Below are 17,240 nucleotides of genomic sequence, written 5' to 3' on the forward strand. Positions count from 1 at the left end.
TTTTTTTTTTTTCTGCATAAGTCTGTTTTTTTTTAAGCCTGAGACGGGATACGCGATTTGTGCCTTTCTAGTGGGCTCCGAGGTTTGTAAAAGTCACCAGTCCGATCACCGGCCGGAAGAGGAGCAGCCGGCATCCACCGCCGCCCGGCACGCTGTCGGCCTCGGCCCGGGCTGCACCGACCCGGGAGGACGACCCGACCCCGCAGGGTCAACACCCGGGGGACCGCTGCTGCGCGACATGGGCCTGACGCCCCCGCCGGCCCGGACGCGCCCTTCCCCCTGCCCTTACGCGGCTGTCCGGCTCGGCCAGGCGCACCTTACCCGGCGGCACCCCCCGGGGCATCGCCCTTCGAGGAGTGGGAGCCGTTGCGCGAGTGTGGATGCCGATGCTTCGCCGGCTCCGGGGCCCGCCGCTCGAACTGCTCCGTCCCGTCGGCGAGTTGCGTGGCCATGGCCGCGCTCTGCGCATCCCGAAGGGCGATCGCCACCCCCGGCTCGGCGAGCCGGACGGCTGGGCCACGGGCGAGCACGACCCGCTCGTCACGCGTCATCGAATCCGACCCGGGCAAGGCAGGCGAGGTCCCAGGCCATCCCGATGAGCACGGTGGGCTGGACCTGGGTGCTGCCGCCCGCACCGCGCCGGCGCGGGCCTCGGTGTCCGGAGCAGGGATCGGGCAGGACCCTTCCTCGCCGGGGTACGGGTTATGCCGTGGCCTGCTGCGCTACCGGGTGCACGGTCACCGGAACTGCGCTGGCCCTCATGATGCCCTTGCACACCTCCCGGACCGGGGGGCCGGGTACCGGCCGGAGTTCGAAGCGGGGCAGCACGGTGGCCAGCACGTAGGCCATCGTCAGGTTGGCCATCGACTCTCCGGCGCACAGGCGGGTACCCGCGCCGAAGGGCATGAACAGCTCGCGGCGGGGCAGCTGGGGGTGACCTGGTGACCACCGGTCGGGATTGAAGGTCATGGGATCGGAGTACACGGCCGGGTCGCGGTGCAGGGCGGTGATGCTGATCAGCAGTTCGGCCTCGGCGGGGAATGCGAAGCCGCCGACCTGTACGGGCCGGGTGGTGCGCCGCATGTCCATCCAGCCGGGGGCGCGCAGCCGCAGGGTCTCGTTGATGACCTGGCGGGTGTATACCAGCCGGTTCAGGTCACGCATCGTGATGTCCCGCCCCTCCAGCACCTGGGCGTACTCCTCGCGCAGCCGCTGGGCGGCCGTGGGGTGCTGGGCGATCTCGTAGAGGGCCCAGCCCAGGGCGTGTCCGGAGCTGTCGCCCCCGGCGATCAGCATGGACAGCACCTCGGCGCGCAATTCCTCCGGGGTCATGCCCTGGCCGTCCACGTCCCGGGCGGCGACCATGCTGGACAGGATGTCGCCGTGGTCCTGGGGGTCGGTCAGGTACCGGTTGATGATCGAGGCCAGCGCCGCTTCGAGCCGGTCCCGCGCCCGGATGAAGCGCCGGTTGGCCGGGGTGGGCAGCTTGTCCACCAGGTCACTGGGGACCACACTGCGGATGCCGACGCCGGCGATGAATTCGGCGATGGTGTCCCGGACGGTCTCGGCGTCGCCGGCCACCTTGTCCGAGGAGAACAGCGCGGTGTTGATCAGCGCGTTGGCCAGGGTGTCCATCTCCTGGGCCATGTCCAGGACGGCGCCGGGCTGCCAGGTGTCGACCTGCGCCTTGATGCCGGCCAGCAGTGCGCCGACGTCGTACCCGGGGTTGTCGTGGGTGAACGCCTGCTGGACCATCCGACGCTGGCGCAGGTGGAAGGCGCCGTCGGAGCTGCCGAGTCCGTTGCCGACCAGGGGGCGCACCTTGGTGAAGAACCGCCCCCGGGCGAAGGTGTCACCGCCGTCGCCGAGTATTTCGCGGGCCATGGTGTGGTCGTTGATGAGGAAGGTGGGAGTGCGGCCCATGCGCAGCCGCAGCACGGGTGCCTCGCCACGGACCCGCTCGAAGAAGGCCAGCCTCCGGACCGCTACGGCCGGCCTGTGTCCTGCAAGCAGAACGCTGCCTGACGCCACTGGCACGGAACTGACAACCTGATCCCCCGACATAAGCTCGCTCCCGTCGTCTTTTCTCACTGGAACAGGAGGTACTCACCCAACGCCTCGCCTCAACCGGCGGGCCGTCCGAGTGCGTTGCGATGCTAGCTCGGGCCGGTGGCCGCCCGGCGCTCAGAATTGAGCAGTGGCACCGGGATCCGGCGGCTGTGTCCGCGGGTCCAGCCGGACCGGGTACCGATCGACGCCGAGCGGCGCCGACGCCCTGACCTACGCCCGGTGGCAGCGCCGGGCCACCCCGTAGAACTCGGCCGGGGGGGCGAGGGCCGGACGGTCGGAGGTGACTTTGTGGCAGCTGGTCGGTGCCGTCGTTCCGGCCCGCCATCGATCACGGCCCCAGGCCGGACCGGCCAGGAACCGATGAGGCCATAACCCGTTGCCCGCCCGCTTTCGACAGATTGCGGCCAGCCCCGCCGGTACCGGAGGGCCCCTGCTCGGGCCGCCGTCTTGTGCTTGACTGACGCTCATGGCCCGAGACGAAGAGATCATCGAATTCGCATCGGCGGCGGAGCTGCAGGACTGGCTCGCCCGCAATTACGCCGCATCCGGCGGGTTCTGGCTGAAGCTCACGAACGACGCGGCGGGCAAGGGCGCCCTGACGTACGCCCAGGCCCTCGACGTGGCATTGTGCTACGGCTGGATCGACGGCCAGAAGCGCAAGCTCGACGAGGACCACTGGCTCCAGCGGTTCACGCCACGCTCGGCCCGCAGCCGGTGGTCCAAGGTCAACCGGGAGAAGGTCGCCGCCCTCGTCGAGCAGGGCCGGATGCAACCGCCGGGGATCGCCGAGGTCGAGCGGGCCAAGAAGGACGGGCGCTGGGAAGCGGCCTACGCGGGGGCGAAGACCGCCACCGTCCCGGAGGACCTGGCGAAGGCGCTGGAGGCCAACCCGGCCGCCGCGGAGTTCTTCAAGACCCTCGACAGCCAGAATCGCTACTCCATCCTCTACCGGGTGCAGGACGCCAAGAAGCCCGAGACGAGGGCCCGGCGCATCGAGAAGTACGTCGGCATGCTGGCCAACCAGGAGAAGATCCACCCGTGACCGCACGGCGGCACCCTGCCGCCCACGCGGCTCGGCCGGCGCCCGGGTTCCCTGTCGCAGACCGGTGACCTGGCAGCACTCGCGGAACCCGGCTCCGGCGGCCACCGCACCCTCGGCCAGGCCCTGGCCGAGGAGATGCCGTCAGGCGGGCACAGCCCGCCGGGACTTCCTCGATCGCGCGGCAGAGGTACGGGCGGTGAGGCCGGTCCTGTCGGCTACGGGCGGACGATGGGCATGATCAGCTCGTCCACCACGGCCACCAGGTAGTCGTCGGGGACCGGGGACGAGTCGCCGAGGAAGCGCTGCACCAGCATGGCGGGCCCGAGTTCAGCGACCAACGGGCTGAGCCGGCCGGAACGGATCTCGCCGCGCCGCACCCCGCGCTCCAGGATCAGCTGGAAGACGTTCTGCCGGGGCTGGAAGACGCGCTCCTGCACCAGGCGCACCATCGGCCCGTCCCGGTCGATCTCGGCCAGCAGGCTCTGCATCGCGCGGCCGACCGGGGAGTTGAGGACCTCCGCCTTCTGCCGCATGTGCTCGACCAAGTCGTCGCGGACGTTGCCCTCGTCGGGCGCGTCCTCGGGCGCGGGCAGGGCGTAGTCGAGCGTGTCGACCACGAGTTCGGCCTTGCTGGGCCAGCGCCGGTAGAGCGCCGCCTTGCCCGTCCGGGCATCGGCCGCCACCCGGTCCATCGTCAGCCTGGCATAGCCGACGGCCTCGAGCTGGGCGATCACCGCCGAGTAGATGGCGCGCTCCAGGTTCTCGCCCCGCCGACGGCTGGCCGCCGCCCTCTTGGGCGGGCCCTGGCCTTCGACCGCGGCGTCGGCAGCCAATCCGGCTCCGGACACGGCATCCCCACTTCCCGGACGGCCCGCCCAGCAGACCGCGTATGAACGATTGCGTTCCCTACTTGCCACTGCTAGAGTAGCAAACAGTGAACGCTCTAGTTCCTTAAAGCTTCCTCAAGCTTCCTCGACATTTCCCTGATAAGGCTACCAAATGGCTGTTAGCACCCCTGCAGTCGCAGCCCCGGCGAGCCCGCCCCGGCTAGCGCATCGCACCGGCCTCATGCTGGTTGTCATCGCCATGGCCCAGCTCATGGTAATCCTCGACGCCACCATCGTGAACGTAGCGCTCCCCAGCGTGCAGACCTCCCTGGGGTTCTCCACGCAGAACCTGTCGTGGGTGGTCAACGCCTACATCCTCGCGTTCGGCGGGCTGTTGCTGCTCGGCGGCCGGGTCGGTGACCTCCTGGGCCGCCGCCCGGCCTTCATCGGCGGGATCCTGCTGTTCACGCTGGGGTCCCTGCTCGGCGGCCTCGCCCAGAACGCCGGCTGGCTGCTGGGCATGCGTGTCATCCAGGGCGCCGGGGCCGCCATCGTCGTACCGACGGTGCTGTCCCTGATCGCCACCGGCTTCCCGACCGAGCGGGAGCGCAACCGGGCGTTCGCGGTGTTCGCCGGCGTATCCGGCGCGGGCGGCGCGATCGGCCTGGTGGCAGGCGGGTTGCTCACCGAGTGGGTCTCCTGGCGCTGGGTCCTGCTGGTCAACGTGCCCATCGGCGTCGCCCTGGCCCTGGCCGCGCCACTGTTCATCGGCAAGACGCCGCGGAGCGAGGGCCGCTTCGACGTCGGCGGCGCGATCACTTCCACCGGGGGCGTCGCCCTGCTCGTGTACGGCTTCATCCACGCCTCCGACAGCGGCTGGCAGGAGGCCACCACGATCGGCTCGTTCATCGGGGCCGTGGTCCTGCTGGTGGCGTTCGTCTTCATCGAGAGCCGCACCCCGCAGCCGATCATCCCGTTGCGCCTGTTCGCCAGCCGCAACCGCGCGGGCATCTACGCCCTCGGCGTGGCGATGATGGGTTCCCTGATCGGGATGTTCTTCTTCCTGACCCTCTTCTTCCAGAACGTACTGGGCTACAGCCCGCTCAAGACGGGCCTGGCCTTCCTGCCGCTCAGCGTCTCGATCATCGTCGTCTCCGGCGTGATGATGCAGCTCATCCCCAAGATCGGACAGCGCCTGCCGCTGGTGGCAGGAACGATCCTGATCATCGGCTCGCTCGTCTGGCTGTCGGCCATCTCCGCCGACAGCACCTACCTCAGCGACCTGCTCGGTCCCATGCTGCTGTACGGGCTCGGGGCGGGCATGGTGTTCATGCCGATGACCATGGTCGGCGTGTCCGACGTGGAGATGAAGGACACGGGGGCCGCGTCGGGTCTGCTCAACGCGACGCAGCAGATGGGCGGCTCGCTCAGCCTGGCGATCATCATCACCGTGTACGGCTCGGCGACGAAGGGAGAGACGGGCGACCCGGCGCACGTCCTGGCCAAGGGCGCCTCGGCCGGCTTCCTGGTCGCGGTGGCGATCACGGTCGTCGCGTTCGCCCTGGTGGTCCTCCTCGTCCGGCCCGCCGCGAACGCGCCGATGCCGGGGATGATGCCCGGCATGGACGCCGGCCCGGAAGCGGAGCCCGAGCTCTCGGCGGACGCCTCGCCGTCGGCCCCGCAGGCCAAGAAGGCGGAGTAGCCGCCGGAAGTACCTGGCTGAGGGGGCGGGTCCACGGACCCGCCCCCTCGGCCAGTTCCGGGGTGCCGGGTTACCGCCTGACGCACGGCCTTGAGCCGGCAAGCCCCGCAGCTCGTCCAGCACCCGCGAGTCCCGCAGGACCACGACCGGCGTCCGCCCCAGCGACCGGGCACGGCAACCACAGCCAGCGGAAGGGGACTTGAGGACTTTTCCGCTTCAGCCGTCGTACTGAAAGCGTGTCGGCTCGCCAAGCACCGAGCCGGCGCTCTCGAAGTCGGCCAAGCGGGCCGCCACCGTGGCCACGGCGAGGCGTTGTGGGAGAGCGGCGGAGAACTTCAGTCCGCGTACGGCCCGGCGGTCCACGTCAGGCAGGACGAGGTGCTCACCGACGTTGTCACGGGCGGCACGCCAGTCGGCCGGGGTGAGGTTCTCTCGCAGGCGCAGCCAGCAGTCGGTCGGTCGTTGCAGAGGGTCGGTGACCGACTGGAGGGTCGCTGCCAGGGTGGCGTTGGCGCGGTATCCGGCCCAGGTCCACCAACGGACATCGGAGCCGACGCGTGTGATCAACGTGCCGCCCGGGACCACGGTGCCGGGTGCGTCGGTCTCCCGCTGTTCGGCCAGGCACGCCTCCGCCCGGCGGGTGAGGGACACGGGCGGGTTCGCACCGAGCAGCACCTCACGCATGGCCCGCGTCAGCGCGTACGACAGTCCGACGACGCCACCGTTCATCCACTTGGCGATTCCACCGCCGTCGGCCGGCTCGACGAAGACGCGTTTACGCAGCCAGTCGATGTAGGTCACCTGCCAACTGCGTCCACCGAGCAACAACCGCCTGGGGCCGGGGCGTTCCTCGGTGAGCACGCTCGGGTCGGTGCGGCCGATCTCGGTGCGTCCGGACAGGACGGTGAACTGCGGAGGTGCGGTGAAGGAGGCGGTGAGTTCGATGAAGTGCCGTTTCCCGAAGCGGCGTTCCGCCTCGGGTCCGATGAACAGCATTCCACCGTCACTGTCGAGGTAGCCCTCCTCGGTGAGGAACCGCAGGATGGGGGCCGCCGACGTGTCGAAGGGGGCGAGGCCGTTCCACTGCCGGTCCCACAACTGGTCGCCGAGCTTGTGCTGTTGCAGGGTGACGGCGAGCAGTTGCTGGGCCACCAGGTGGCGCGGCTCCGGCGAGGGGCGGACCGGTTCGACCCAGCCGCGCGACCACAGCAGCAGCAGGCCCGCCGCTTGCAGCAGTGTGTCCTTGCGGGTGGTGAGGAACAGACAGTTGCGCACCGTGCCAAGACGTCGGCCGGTGCGGCCGATGCGTTGCAGGAACGAGGCGACGGAGGCCGGTGAGTCGATCTGGATGACGCGGTCCAGGTCACCGACGTCGATGCCGAGTTCGAGGGTTGACGTGGAGACGATGACGCAGTCGCGGGCCTCGGCGAACGCCTGCTCGGAACGGGTGCGTTCATCGACGGAGAGGGAGGCGTGGGACAGGAAGACGGTGACCTCGCGCGCGCGCAGCGCCGCGCCCAACTCCTCGACCTGGCGGCGCGAGTCGCAGAAGACCAGCCGCTTCTCTCCTCTGTGCAGTGCCGCGATGAGTTTGGCCGCGTTGTCGAGGGAGCCGACATAGTCGAGTTCCACTTCGCCCGCGGGCCTGCTGGACGGCTCGGGACTCGCATTGTCGCCGTGGCCACTGCCGTCGGTGGCCGGCAGGTGCACTCCAGGCGCGACGACCTGACCGCTGCGGCTGCCGACGCCCGCGCCCTGCAGCCAGTGCAGCAGCTCGGCCGGGTTGCCGACGGTCGCTGAGAGCCCGACGCGCTGGATGGGCCGTCCGGTGACCCGCTCCAACCGTTCGAGCACGGCGAGCAGATGCCATCCCCGGTCGTCCCCCGCGAACGCGTGCACTTCGTCGACGACGACGGCTCGCACACTCCCCAGGAGGCGGGCGTGGTCGGTCTTGACGCCGATCAGCATCGCTTCGAGCGACTCGGGTGTGGTCAGCAGGATGTCCGGTGCTTCGGCCCGGATGCGCCGGCGTTGCGATTCCTTGGTGTCGCCGTGCCAGAGTGCGGCCCGTCGTCCCAGCCACTGGGCGTACGTGTCGACGCGGCGGACCAGGTTGTTGAGGAGTGCCTTGAGCGGGCACAGGTACAGCACGGATGTGCCGGTCCACTTCTGCTCGGTCATCGCCGACAGCAGAGGGAAGCAGGCCGCCTCGGTCTTGCCCCCCGCCGTCGGAGCCAGCAGCACGGCGTCCTGTCCGTCCATGAGCGGGGGGATCGCCGCCCGCTGCAGGGGGCGCAGATCGGGCCAGCCGAGGGTGTTGACGATGTGATGCAGGACGACGGGGTCGAGCCGGTCCAGTACGTCGGCCTCCTCGTCCCCCGGGTCTTTCCCGGCCGGGAGACCCTCGTCCGCCATCACAGCTCCAGGTCGATGTCATCGGCCGACGCTGAGTCCCCGGAGACGGTGGCCGCAAGGTTTCGCTCGACGTCGGTGAGTTCGCTGCCGGCGACGGTGAGCCGGTAGTGCCGCCGGGGGTCGAAATCGTCGAACTGGTCCACGCGGTCGAGCACGTCCCCGACGAGTTTCTTCAGGAACAGCCGGGGAGCCACTCCGACCTTCCCGCCCAGCGCCCCGCCGACGGCCACCGCGAGGTCGGCGACATACACGTCGTCGACGAGCTTGCGCACACGGTCGGGTGTGTGTGCCGCATCGGCGTACAGATCGCGGATGGTGAGGCCGAGCCCGACCAGGGACTCCTGGTTGAAGCCGGGCAGCCTGATCTGCACGGCGCGAGGGTTGTCGAAGCGCGGGTCGGTGGTGAAGTCGGTGGCCAGCCGCTGCGCGAGCGGTGCCAGACGCTGCACGCCCTGCTGACCGTCGTAGAAGGCCGGGGTACCCGTGATGACCAGGTAGAGGCCGGGGAAGCGGCCCGAGTGCACCTCGTCGATCAGCTGCCGCAGCGCGTTGAGTGCCTTGTCGCGGGCGTCCGAGCGGACCCGCTGCAGCGTCTCCACCTCGTCGAGGACGACGAACAGCCCGGTGTGTCCTGAGTCGCGCAGCACGGTGAGGAGCCCCTGCAGGAACCCGAGCGCACCGAAGTGGTCGAGGTCGCCGCGCACCCCGGCGGATCGGCGGGCGGAGGCCGCCACGTGCGGCTGGCCGCCGAGCCACGCCAGGACGGCCGCCGCGGTCGCCTCGTCGCCGTCGGCGAGGGCGGCGCGGTAGCCGCGCAGAGCGGTGGCGAACGACGGAGCGTGCCGGGAGACCTCGGCGAGCCGTGCGACGAGCAGCCTCTCCACCTCGGTCGGGAGCTGGTCCTCGGTCGAACCGGCGGCGAGTGCGTCCTCCTCCAGGGCGTAGAACCAGGCATCGACGACGGGTCGGAGGGCGCTCGCGGGGAAACTGGAGGTGGTGAGGCGCTCGGTGAGCCGCCGGTAGACCGTCTCCAGTCTGTGCAGTGGTGTCTCGTTCTCCGAGATCTGGATCTCGGCCACGGCGAAGTTGCGACGCTTGGCCCGCTCCCCCAGCCAGCGGGTGAAGAACGTCTTGCCGGACCCGTACTCGCCCCGCACGGCCTTGAACACGGAGCCCCCGGACGCGACGGCGTCCAGTTCCGCGTCCAGGGCCGCTTCGAACCGGTCGAGTCCGGTGGCCAGCAGGTCGAGCCCGCTGTCGGGTACGGCACCGCGTCGCAGCGCGTCGATGACGGTACGGCGGCGGGCGGCGCTCACCTGTGCGGGGCGCTGTGGTCCGGTGGTGCTCACAGGAGCCAGTCTTCCATTTCCCCGGGCACGCCGTACGGGGACCGGATGGCGGTCGCCGAACGGTCGGTCTCGTCTTCGATGCCCGGCGTGTGAACCAGTGGATGATGTCGTACATCCCGCTCGAGAAACCGGGGAGGTGCCTGCGGGCGGACTCCGCAGGCACCCCGGATCCTGTCAGCCCGCGCGGAGGGCGAACTGCTCGCGCAGCAGCCCCTCGTGGAGGCGTAGCGTGCGTCCGTCCGGCAGGGTCTCCAGGACCTGCACGCCGTCGTAGTTGAGGAGCTGCCGCAGCACTGCGGCGAAGCCGTCGCCCCGGGCGGTCGGCATGCCCGCCCGCTGGGCGAGCGCGGTCACGGGCAAGGTGGCACCCGCGTCGAGCAGGGCGGCGAGGGCCTTGTGGACCTGCTCCTGCTGCGGCTTGCGGGCCAGCCCGTCGAGCTGCACCTGATACGTCTCGGAGTCGAGCAGCGCTCTCACGATCACCTCGGTCCGGGAGACGAGGGTCGGTGTGAGCAGCGTGTCGTCTCCCCCGGCGGTCAGCGCCACGTCGAACAGCGCGTCGGGCAGCGACTCGGGTGCGGGGTGCTTCTTGCGGGGCTTCGCCGTGCCCTTCTTCGCGGTCGCGCCGGCCGACTGGGCCGCAGGCTCGCCCGGAACCGGCCGGCCCGCCTCCTTCGAAGCCCACCAGGGTGGTCGCTGATCCCCCAACTCCCGCCACCCCTTGGGTGGTTCCGCCCCGAACGGCAGGAAGGCGAGCACCGGAATGGTGAACTCGGCGAGGGAGACCCCGCCGTGGTAGCCGGCCTTGAGGGCGGTGTAGCGGGAGTCCGCGTCCCAGAGCGCGACGATGGACGCGCCGGGCTCGGGCCAGACCACACGCGGTCCGGTCAGGGCGATCTCCCGTTCGCCGGTGGGGCCGCCGGGCAGGCGGTGGCGCGCGGACGAGGGCTCGGTGGCCGCGTCGGCCTTGGTTCCGTGCCGGTCGACGACGTGGCCGTGGTCGCTGGTGACGATGACCGCCATGCCCTGGGCCGCCGCCACGCGAAGCAGGTCGCGCAGGCCGGGTACGTCGTCGACCCGCCAGGTGCCGTCGCCGAGTTTCTGTTCCTTGGCGAGCCGGTCGTCGATGGCGTTGAGGACGACGGCGACATGGGTCCTGCCGTCGGTGAGCGCTTCCGTGAGGGCCGGGCCGAAGGTGTCGCCCGAGGTGTCGGTGCGCAGGTCGTCCTTGTGGAAGACGGCGGCCGGTGCCCCGTTCCACAGTTTCAGCGCGGGGAAGAGCCGCTTCTCGTCGGCCTGGGTGCCCTTCACCAGGGTGCCCGCGAAGAGCGAGGTCCGGGACACGGCCGTCACGGTGGGCAGGGCGGCGGCCATCGCCCGCCGACGCGGGGTGTCCTCGGCCAGTGGGTCGAACTCCGCCCAGGAGCGGCGTAGTTCCTCGCCGAGTTCGTTCGCTATGGCCGCGCTCATGCCGTCGAGCACGAGCAGTAGCACCCGCCGTTCCTCCCCGCGCCGGACGACGGGTCCGATCACCCGGTCGAGGAAGGTCTCGACGGTGAGCATGCCGCCGGGCGGGGTGCCGTCCTGTGTCCAGCCTGCCAGTGAGCGCGCGAAGGACGCGTCGATCTGGCGCCGCCGGTCCCTGACGCGCGTGCCGAGGGTGTCGTAGGCGGCTTTGAGAACGGAGTCGGGGTCACCGCCGGCCTCGATGTGCTCGAGGGCGAGGTCGGCCCAGCCGGTCTCGGTCACGTGCCGCTGTATGGCGGCGCCGACGCTGGGGGCGTCGGCGGCCGGGTCGGCGGCCAGCCAGAGGGCGAGGCGCTGCCCCATGCGGGCGCGTTCGATGCGGGCGGCCTCCTGCGGATCGGTGGCGAGCCGGTGGTCCGCGAGCCGTCGCACGGCCTCCGCGACCGCGGCCGTGTCGCCCGCCGCGAGGGCCTGGCCGACGGCGGTGAACCGGGCTTCGAGTCCGTCGCGCAGGACGGGGCTTGCCGCGACGGCCGCCTCCGCACCGAACTGGCGGGCCAGCGCGGCAGCCCGGTCGAGCACGATGCCGCTGGTGCGGCGCGCCTCGCGGGCCTGGTCGGCGTCGGCCCCGCCGCCCCGATGTCCGGCCGTCAGCAGCGTGTTCACGTATTCCTCGGCGGACCGGCCGAAGACGCCCAACAGAGCGTCGAGTTGTTCGCCGGTGGCTGGGGGCTGGTCGCCGAAGTAGCGTTCGGCACGGCCCCGGGCCTGATACGTCTGGGGGGCGGGCTCGGCGTGCTGCCACAGGGCCTCGCACACGAGGCCGAAGGCGGCTGCGTCCGTGCCACGCTCGGCGTCGACGAGAGCGAGCAGAGCGCGTCCGGCGAGACCGGCCTGGTCCTCCTCGCCGAGGAAGGCGGTCAGCCCGGCGCGCTCGGGCCCCCGCAGGCCGAGCAACCGCTCGGGGGCTCCGGGCCCGGTCGACCAGTGCAGCAGGGTCTGCGCGTCGAGCCGGTCCTCGCCGGGGCGTCGCGGACCGCCCTCGGTGTCGTAGCGGCCGAGGCGCAGGCGGCGCTGGGCGAGTGCGGTGAGGGCGTACTGCCGGGACAGCCAGCCACCGGGCACCGGCGGCCAGCCACCGGGCGGGGTGGCGTCGAGCAGGGCTTCGGCGGCCCAGTTGACGTCTTTCAGGCGCGGGTCGATCTCCTGGGCGCCGAACGCCTCCCGTACGACGTCCCAGCTGTCGACCAGGTCGATGCGCTGCTTGTGGACGCGGGCGGTGATCGCCGGGTCGAGTTCGTTGTGCTCACGGTCGGTGAGGACGACCAGGACGGCGGGGCCGGGACGTCGGCCCGTCAGGTGGTCGAGGACGAGTTCGTGGACGGCGAGCGGTGAGGGCGCCACCGCGACTCCGGCTGTCCGGCCCTCGCCCCAGGCGGGTTCGGCGGGCCCGTCCCACTGGAGCGCGGACCTCAGCAGGACGACCCGGCGCCTGCTCTCGCCGTCTCCGGTCAGGGAGGCGGCGAGGGAGGTCTGCGAGGACAGGTACTGGGTGACGGTCGCGGTGTTCAGCCGGACGGCGCCTGGAGGGGCGGCGACGGTGTCCGTCATTCGACGACCTTCCAGGTGATCTCGATGGTCGCGTCGGGGTGGCGGGCGGCCAGTTCGGACAGTTCCGCCTGGAGGTCGGCGGCGGCGCATGCCACGGTCGTGAGGCGGCCACCGGACGTGTGCGTGGTGCCGCTCGCCGAGGAGGGAGTCTCCTGCTGGGTGAAGGGGATCCGCGGGTCGCTCGTCGGCCTGCCCAGGTCCAGGTCGTCGGCCGTGGTCCGCGGCGCGACGGGCGCGGGCGGCGGGGTGGTGGTCTGGCTGCGCTTGAGCAGGGCGACGACCTCGCGCTGGGTGCGGGCGAGCGAGTCTCGCAGGTCGGCGGTGCGCTGGTCGTCGCGGGCGATGTTGCGCAGCGAGTCGAGCAGTGCGGCGCCCTCGGGGCCGAGTCCGGCGGCGAGTTCGAGGGTGCTCCAGGGCGCGGAGGCGACGGCCTCCGCGACGCCGCGGGCCTGCTTGATGGAGGTCCCGTACCGGTCGGCGCTGGTTTCGCCCAGGTCGAAGGAGGCGAGGGCCTCCACGGTCTTCTTCGCCCCGGCGGCGCCCTTGCCGGCTTCCGCCGTGAGTGCGTCCAGGAGTTGCAGGGAGCGCCGGGCGAGGGCGAGCCGTCCGGTGTCGGCGGTCTCGTCGAGGCCGAGGAAGGAGGCGTGTGCCTCCAACTGGTGTACCAGGTCCGCCGCGTGGTCCCGGTGGGCGCGGGCGGCCTCGATGATCTGGCGGGCGAACTGGTTGATCATGCGACCGCGCCACAGGGTGGGCGGCTTGGCGCCGAAGATCGTCTCGAACCGCTGCCGTGCGGTGTCCCAGTCCGTTTCGGCGGGCCGTGGCTGGTTGCGCAGCGCGTCGAGGTCCTTGATCGCGGACAGTTCGGGCGCGGGGTCGAGTACGGTGCCGCCGCGCACCCACACCCGGTCGTCCATCTCGGCGAACGCGGCGACGACGAGCCGGGCGAGGAAGTCGGGCAGGCCGCGCGGGTCGGGCTTGTCCGTCCAGTCGGTCAGGGTGATCAGCGACAGGTCCCCGGTGACGCCCTGGGCGCTGGCGAGCCGGCGGAAGTGGTCGGCCCAGTAGCGGGACAGCTCGAAGTAGGCCTCCTTCTGCTGCCCGAGCCGCAGGGGGCCGGCGATCCGCTGCATGAGCCTGCGGTCGGCGGCCGGGACCTCCACCCGCCCGTCACGCGCTTCCGCGGCGGACCGGACGTGGGCGAACACCTTCTTGGTGTCGATCGGCTTGACGGCGACGCCGGTGCCGTCGGGGTCGAGGTCGGGGTGTGCCGGGTACTGGTGGACGAGCAGCTTGCCCGCGACATGCCGGATGCCGTCGTGCAGGCTCTGCCCGAAGGACAGGGTGAGGCCGTCGACATCGGGCACGGGGACGAGGTGGTCCTCGAAGTCGGGCACGACGTCGGCGGCCTGTTTCTGGGCGAGCCCGTACGCCTGCTTGAAGGCGCCCTTGACCTGCTTGAGCAGGGCCTCGCGCTGGGTTTCGAGGAGGCCCCTGGCGCGGCTGCGGTTGTCGGCGTTGAGGTGGCCTGCGTACTGGGTGTCGAAGCGGTGCTCGTCGGCGAGGGCCTTGTCGATGACGACGAGACGCCGGAAGTCGGCGAAGCGCTGCGCGGACAGATGGGCGGGCAGCCAGGCGACGATGCGGGACCGCTCGCCCTGCTGGCGCTCGCGCAGCCGCCGGATGCGGTTGACGTCCTCGACCGGGCCCCACTCGCCCTCGTCGAAGGGGAGGTCTATGGCGATGCGCCAGCGGCCGTCCTCCTGGGGCATGAGGTCGTGGTCGGGCAGCTCGTCCTCGTCGGCGACGTTGCCGAACACGATCTCGGCGGTGCGGGCGGTACCGCGCCACACGAAGCCGAGATGGTCGCTCAACTGCCCGTGTTCGACGCCCAGTTCCTCGGACAGCAGCCGCCGGGCGAGGGCGACCCGGTTGCCGGGGTTGTCGTTGACCTGGGCGTTGGCGATGACGGAGTCCACGTCGACGCCGGACAGTTCCAGCCGTACGCCGGGGTTGGCGTCGGTGCCGGTCTCCTTGATCTCGGGGAAGCGGGCCGCCCACTCGGCGACCTTGTTCTTGATGATGCCGACCTCGGCGCCCGGGATGGGCGCGAGGACCGACCCGTGGTTGAGGGCGCCGAGCCGCCGGATGGTCAGCTCGGCCAGGGAGGGCACGCTGGGGGCGAGCGCGGACAGCAGCAGGGTGCACACGAGCCGGTTGTCGCCGACGAACATGCGGCAGCGGTTGGCGCGCTGCGGTTCGGTGATGGCCTCGGGCCGGTTGACGTACTGCTCGACGTCGTCCTCGGTGATGTCGTACGAGCTGAGCAGGTAGGGCCGAAGCTTGGTCTTGTACAGCTTGTCGGCGGCCTCGAAGACGACCTTCAGGCTGTCGGTGAACGGCTTGTCGCCGCCCTTGGCGATCACCGGGTAGAGGTCGCCGACGGGGATGAGCTGCCCGAGCCGGATTTCGCCGCGGTGGTCGGCGAGGAGTTCGCCCATGAGTTTCAGACCGGTCCGGGAGCGCTGCAGCGCGGACGAGATGTGGACGAGGGTGTCCATGAACGCCGGCGAGAAGGGGTACGTCAGCCGGAACGACTCCGCGTCCGCGCCGGTCGTGCCCTTCTCGGAGCCGAGGAGGGTGTCCCAGACCTGGGTGCCGACCCGTTTGGTCTGCTCGAAGGCCGCGTCGACGAGCCGTTCCGCCTCGGCGTCCTTCGGCTTGAGGATGCGCGCGTGAGCGATCTGCGGGAGGTTGCGGTCCTCCAGGGTGATCTTGTCGAAGCGGCCGGAGGCCAGGTTCAGGGTGTCCTGGATGGAGGCTTCCGCCGCGCCGGACACCTCTTCGCCGACGAGTTCGCGCAGGTCGCGCTGGCGGGCGATGAACGACACGACGGGGATGGCGCGGCGGGCGTCGCCGCCCTCCACGAAGTTCGTGATCTTGCTGGCTTCGCGGGCCACGAACTTCTGCTCGTGGATGAGGGTGGCGAGCCAGAGGATCAGCTCGTCCAGGAACAGGATCAGGCCGTCGTAGCCGAGCGACTTGGCGTGCTCGGCGATGACGGACAGACCGGCGTCCAGGGAGATGAAGCCGTGCTCGTTCTCGACGGCGTTCCTGGCGAAGCCGGGGAAGAGGTTCGTGCCAGCGTCGTTGACCAGTTTGGCGCGCAGTTCGGCCGGGGTGGAGGGGTTGCGGAGGTTGAGCGGGGTGCCGCCCTCGTGGTTCTCCTCGGCGGCGAGGGCGGTGTCGAGGAGCTGCGGGGTCCAGCCGAAGCCCTCACCCCACTCGTCCGTTTCGCCGTCGCCCGGGTCACCGCCGCCCAGGCCCCGGATGACCGCCTCGTCACCGTAGGTGGCACGGTTGGCCCGGATGTCGGCGAAGAGGGAGTCGGTCCGGTACACCTGCGGGGTCGGCGCGTGCGGGTGCAGCTTCTTGACGTGCGTGACGTACCCGCCGAGCACCCTCTGTTCGAGGGCCTTCGCACCCAGCATGTGGTACGGCACGAGCAGGAACCTCTTGCCGTCCGTGGTCAGCCACTCGTGCTTGGTCAGCACCGGGTCGAACTCGGTACGGGCGCGGGCGGCCGGGTCGCCGCTGAGCAGGGCGTACAGCACGGCCATGAAGTGCGACTTACCGGAACCGAACGAGCCGTGCAGGTAGGCCGCCTTGGAGCGGTGCCCGTCGAGCGAGGACTTGATGAGCGCCAGCGCCTCGTCGAAGTTCTCCAGCAGCCGCTCGGTGACGACGTAGTCCTTGAGCGCGTTCTGGGCGCCCTCGGGTGTCGTCGCCTCGGCGAGGGACAGCACGAAGTCCGAGGTCGAGACCTTTTCCTTGATGTCGATGACATCGCGGAGGAGGGGCGGCTGCTGGGCCATTACCGGTCACGCTCTCCATCTGGTGGTCTCCGCCACCGCTCGTCCTCGGTCGTCCTGGATGTCCGCCGCCTGTTCGGCCGACCAAGGGGGACGGCGAAGCCGAGCGACCACAGCGAAGGCGGGCCGCTGTCCACCCGCGCCGGACGCGTCCGGCCGCCGGGCACGCGCTTACTCCCCCTTGCGCTGTATACCCGTCTTCATACCGATCGATCAACCGGCGACCCTCGCACCCCTGGCCACCGGAATCAGATCAGGACCACTGAAGACATCTCACTCCGCAAGTCGTACCGGAATGTCGTACCGTTGCTGTACCATTTTCCAGTACCACGAGGAGAGGTTGCCGCAGATGACCATAAGCGCCAGCGAGGCCCGCAAGGACCTCTTCCCCCTCATCAAGCGCGTCAACGACGACCACACCCCTGTACGCATCAGTTCCAAGAGCGGCGACGCCGTGCTGATGTCCGCCGAGGACTACGACTCCTGGCAGGAGACCGTCTACCTGCTGCGCTCTCCCGCCAACGCGCGCAGCCTCATGGAGGCCGTCGCACGGGACAGGGCCGGTGAGACCGTGGTCACCAGGACCATGGCAGAGCTGGAAGAGCTGGCGGGTGACGTGTGAGGAGCGTCCACTTCGACCCGGCCGGATGGGAGGACTTCCTGTTCTGGCTCGGCTCTGACCGCGCCATGGCCCGCAGGATCACCCGGCTGATCGCCGAGATCCAGCGCACGCCCTTCACCGGCATCGGCAAGCCGGAGCCCCTGAAGGGCGACCTGTCCGGCTACTGGTCACGCCGGATCGACGACGAGCACCGGCTCGTCTACCGGGTGGACGAAAAGGAAGTCAAAATCCTCAAGGCCCGCTACCACTACTGAGGCCACCAC

11 protein-coding genes are annotated in these 17,240 nt (G+C 70.7%); 4 read left to right on the forward strand and 7 right to left on the reverse strand.

Annotated elements, in window-relative coordinates; all coding sequences use genetic code 11:
• Positions 1-317: 317 nt before the first annotated feature.
• Positions 318-551, reverse strand: a complete 234-nt coding sequence (locus P1P75_RS11435) for a hypothetical protein (RefSeq protein ID WP_319254190.1) — start codon at positions 549-551, stop codon at positions 318-320.
• A gap of 151 nt (positions 552-702) precedes the next feature.
• Entirely contained in the window at positions 703-2,037 is a 1,335-nt protein-coding gene (locus P1P75_RS11440) for a cytochrome P450 (protein WP_319254192.1), read from the reverse strand.
• Between the two features lie 499 nt (positions 2,038-2,536).
• On the opposite strand from P1P75_RS11440, the gene P1P75_RS11445 reads away from it, so the two are divergent.
• A complete protein-coding gene (locus tag P1P75_RS11445) occupies positions 2,537-3,112 on the forward strand; it encodes a YdeI/OmpD-associated family protein (RefSeq protein WP_319254194.1) in 576 nt (191 codons plus the stop codon).
• Between the two features lie 215 nt (positions 3,113-3,327).
• Here P1P75_RS11445 and P1P75_RS11450 read toward each other — a convergent pair whose 3' ends face one another.
• A complete protein-coding gene (locus P1P75_RS11450) occupies positions 3,328-3,945 on the reverse strand; it encodes a TetR/AcrR family transcriptional regulator (RefSeq protein ID WP_319254196.1) in 618 nt (205 codons plus the stop codon).
• Between the two features lie 235 nt (positions 3,946-4,180).
• Between P1P75_RS11450 and P1P75_RS11455 the strand changes: the two genes are divergently transcribed.
• Positions 4,181-5,641, forward strand: coding sequence for an MFS transporter (locus tag P1P75_RS11455; RefSeq protein WP_319254198.1), 1,461 nt, complete (start codon positions 4,181-4,183; stop codon positions 5,639-5,641).
• Between the two features lie 216 nt (positions 5,642-5,857).
• Here the strand turns inward: P1P75_RS11455 and P1P75_RS11460 are convergent, their stop codons facing one another.
• The 4 genes from P1P75_RS11460 to P1P75_RS11475 form a co-directional block, all read right to left on the reverse strand.
• On the reverse strand, positions 5,858-8,056 hold the full coding sequence (locus P1P75_RS11460) for a DEAD/DEAH box helicase (protein WP_319254200.1): 2,199 nt from the start codon (positions 8,054-8,056) through the stop codon (positions 5,858-5,860).
• A complete protein-coding gene (gene brxD / locus P1P75_RS11465; protein ID WP_319254202.1) occupies positions 8,056-9,405 on the reverse strand; it encodes a BREX system ATP-binding protein BrxD in 1,350 nt (449 codons plus the stop codon). The genes P1P75_RS11460 and brxD overlap by 1 nt, the downstream gene beginning before the upstream one ends.
• Positions 9,406-9,579: 174 nt before the next feature.
• A complete protein-coding gene (gene pglZ, locus P1P75_RS11470; RefSeq protein WP_319254204.1) occupies positions 9,580-12,483 on the reverse strand; it encodes a BREX-2 system phosphatase PglZ in 2,904 nt (967 codons plus the stop codon).
• Entirely contained in the window at positions 12,480-16,358 is a 3,879-nt protein-coding gene (locus P1P75_RS11475; RefSeq protein WP_319254206.1) for a phage resistance protein, read from the reverse strand. The genes pglZ and P1P75_RS11475 overlap by 4 nt, the downstream gene beginning before the upstream one ends.
• 346 nt (positions 16,359-16,704) lie before the next feature.
• On the opposite strand from P1P75_RS11475, the gene P1P75_RS11480 reads away from it, so the two are divergent.
• Both P1P75_RS11480 and P1P75_RS11485 read left to right on the forward strand, forming a co-directional pair.
• Positions 16,705-16,977 carry a type II toxin-antitoxin system Phd/YefM family antitoxin gene (locus tag P1P75_RS11480; RefSeq protein WP_319254208.1) on the forward strand — a complete coding sequence of 91 codons (273 nt, stop codon included), beginning with the start codon at positions 16,705-16,707 and terminating at the stop codon, positions 16,975-16,977.
• Entirely contained in the window at positions 16,974-17,231 is a 258-nt protein-coding gene (locus P1P75_RS11485; protein ID WP_055511941.1) for a Txe/YoeB family addiction module toxin, read from the forward strand. Before P1P75_RS11480 ends, P1P75_RS11485 begins: the two co-directional genes overlap by 4 nt.
• The last annotated feature ends 9 nt before the right edge of the window (positions 17,232-17,240 follow it).

The organism is Streptomyces sp. ID05-39B (assembly GCF_033794725.1).
In the GTDB taxonomy this organism is placed as follows: domain Bacteria; phylum Actinomycetota; class Actinomycetes; order Streptomycetales; family Streptomycetaceae; genus Streptomyces; species Streptomyces bobili.

Coding starts and splice junctions, on each gene's coding strand:
- pglZ (WP_319254204.1), bottom strand. CDS start 12,483: ATGACGGACACCGTCGCCGCCCCTCCAGGCGCCGTCCGGCTGAACACC.
- P1P75_RS11460 (WP_319254200.1), bottom strand. CDS start 8,056: ATGGCGGACGAGGGTCTCCCGGCCGGGAAAGACCCGGGGGACGAGGAG.
- P1P75_RS11480 (WP_319254208.1), top strand. CDS start 16,705: ATGACCATAAGCGCCAGCGAGGCCCGCAAGGACCTCTTCCCCCTCATC.
- P1P75_RS11445 (WP_319254194.1), top strand. CDS start 2,537: ATGGCCCGAGACGAAGAGATCATCGAATTCGCATCGGCGGCGGAGCTG.
- P1P75_RS11455 (WP_319254198.1), top strand. CDS start 4,181: ATGCTGGTTGTCATCGCCATGGCCCAGCTCATGGTAATCCTCGACGCC.
- P1P75_RS11475 (WP_319254206.1), bottom strand. CDS start 16,358: ATGGCCCAGCAGCCGCCCCTCCTCCGCGATGTCATCGACATCAAGGAA.
- P1P75_RS11435 (WP_319254190.1), bottom strand. CDS start 551: ATGACGCGTGACGAGCGGGTCGTGCTCGCCCGTGGCCCAGCCGTCCGG.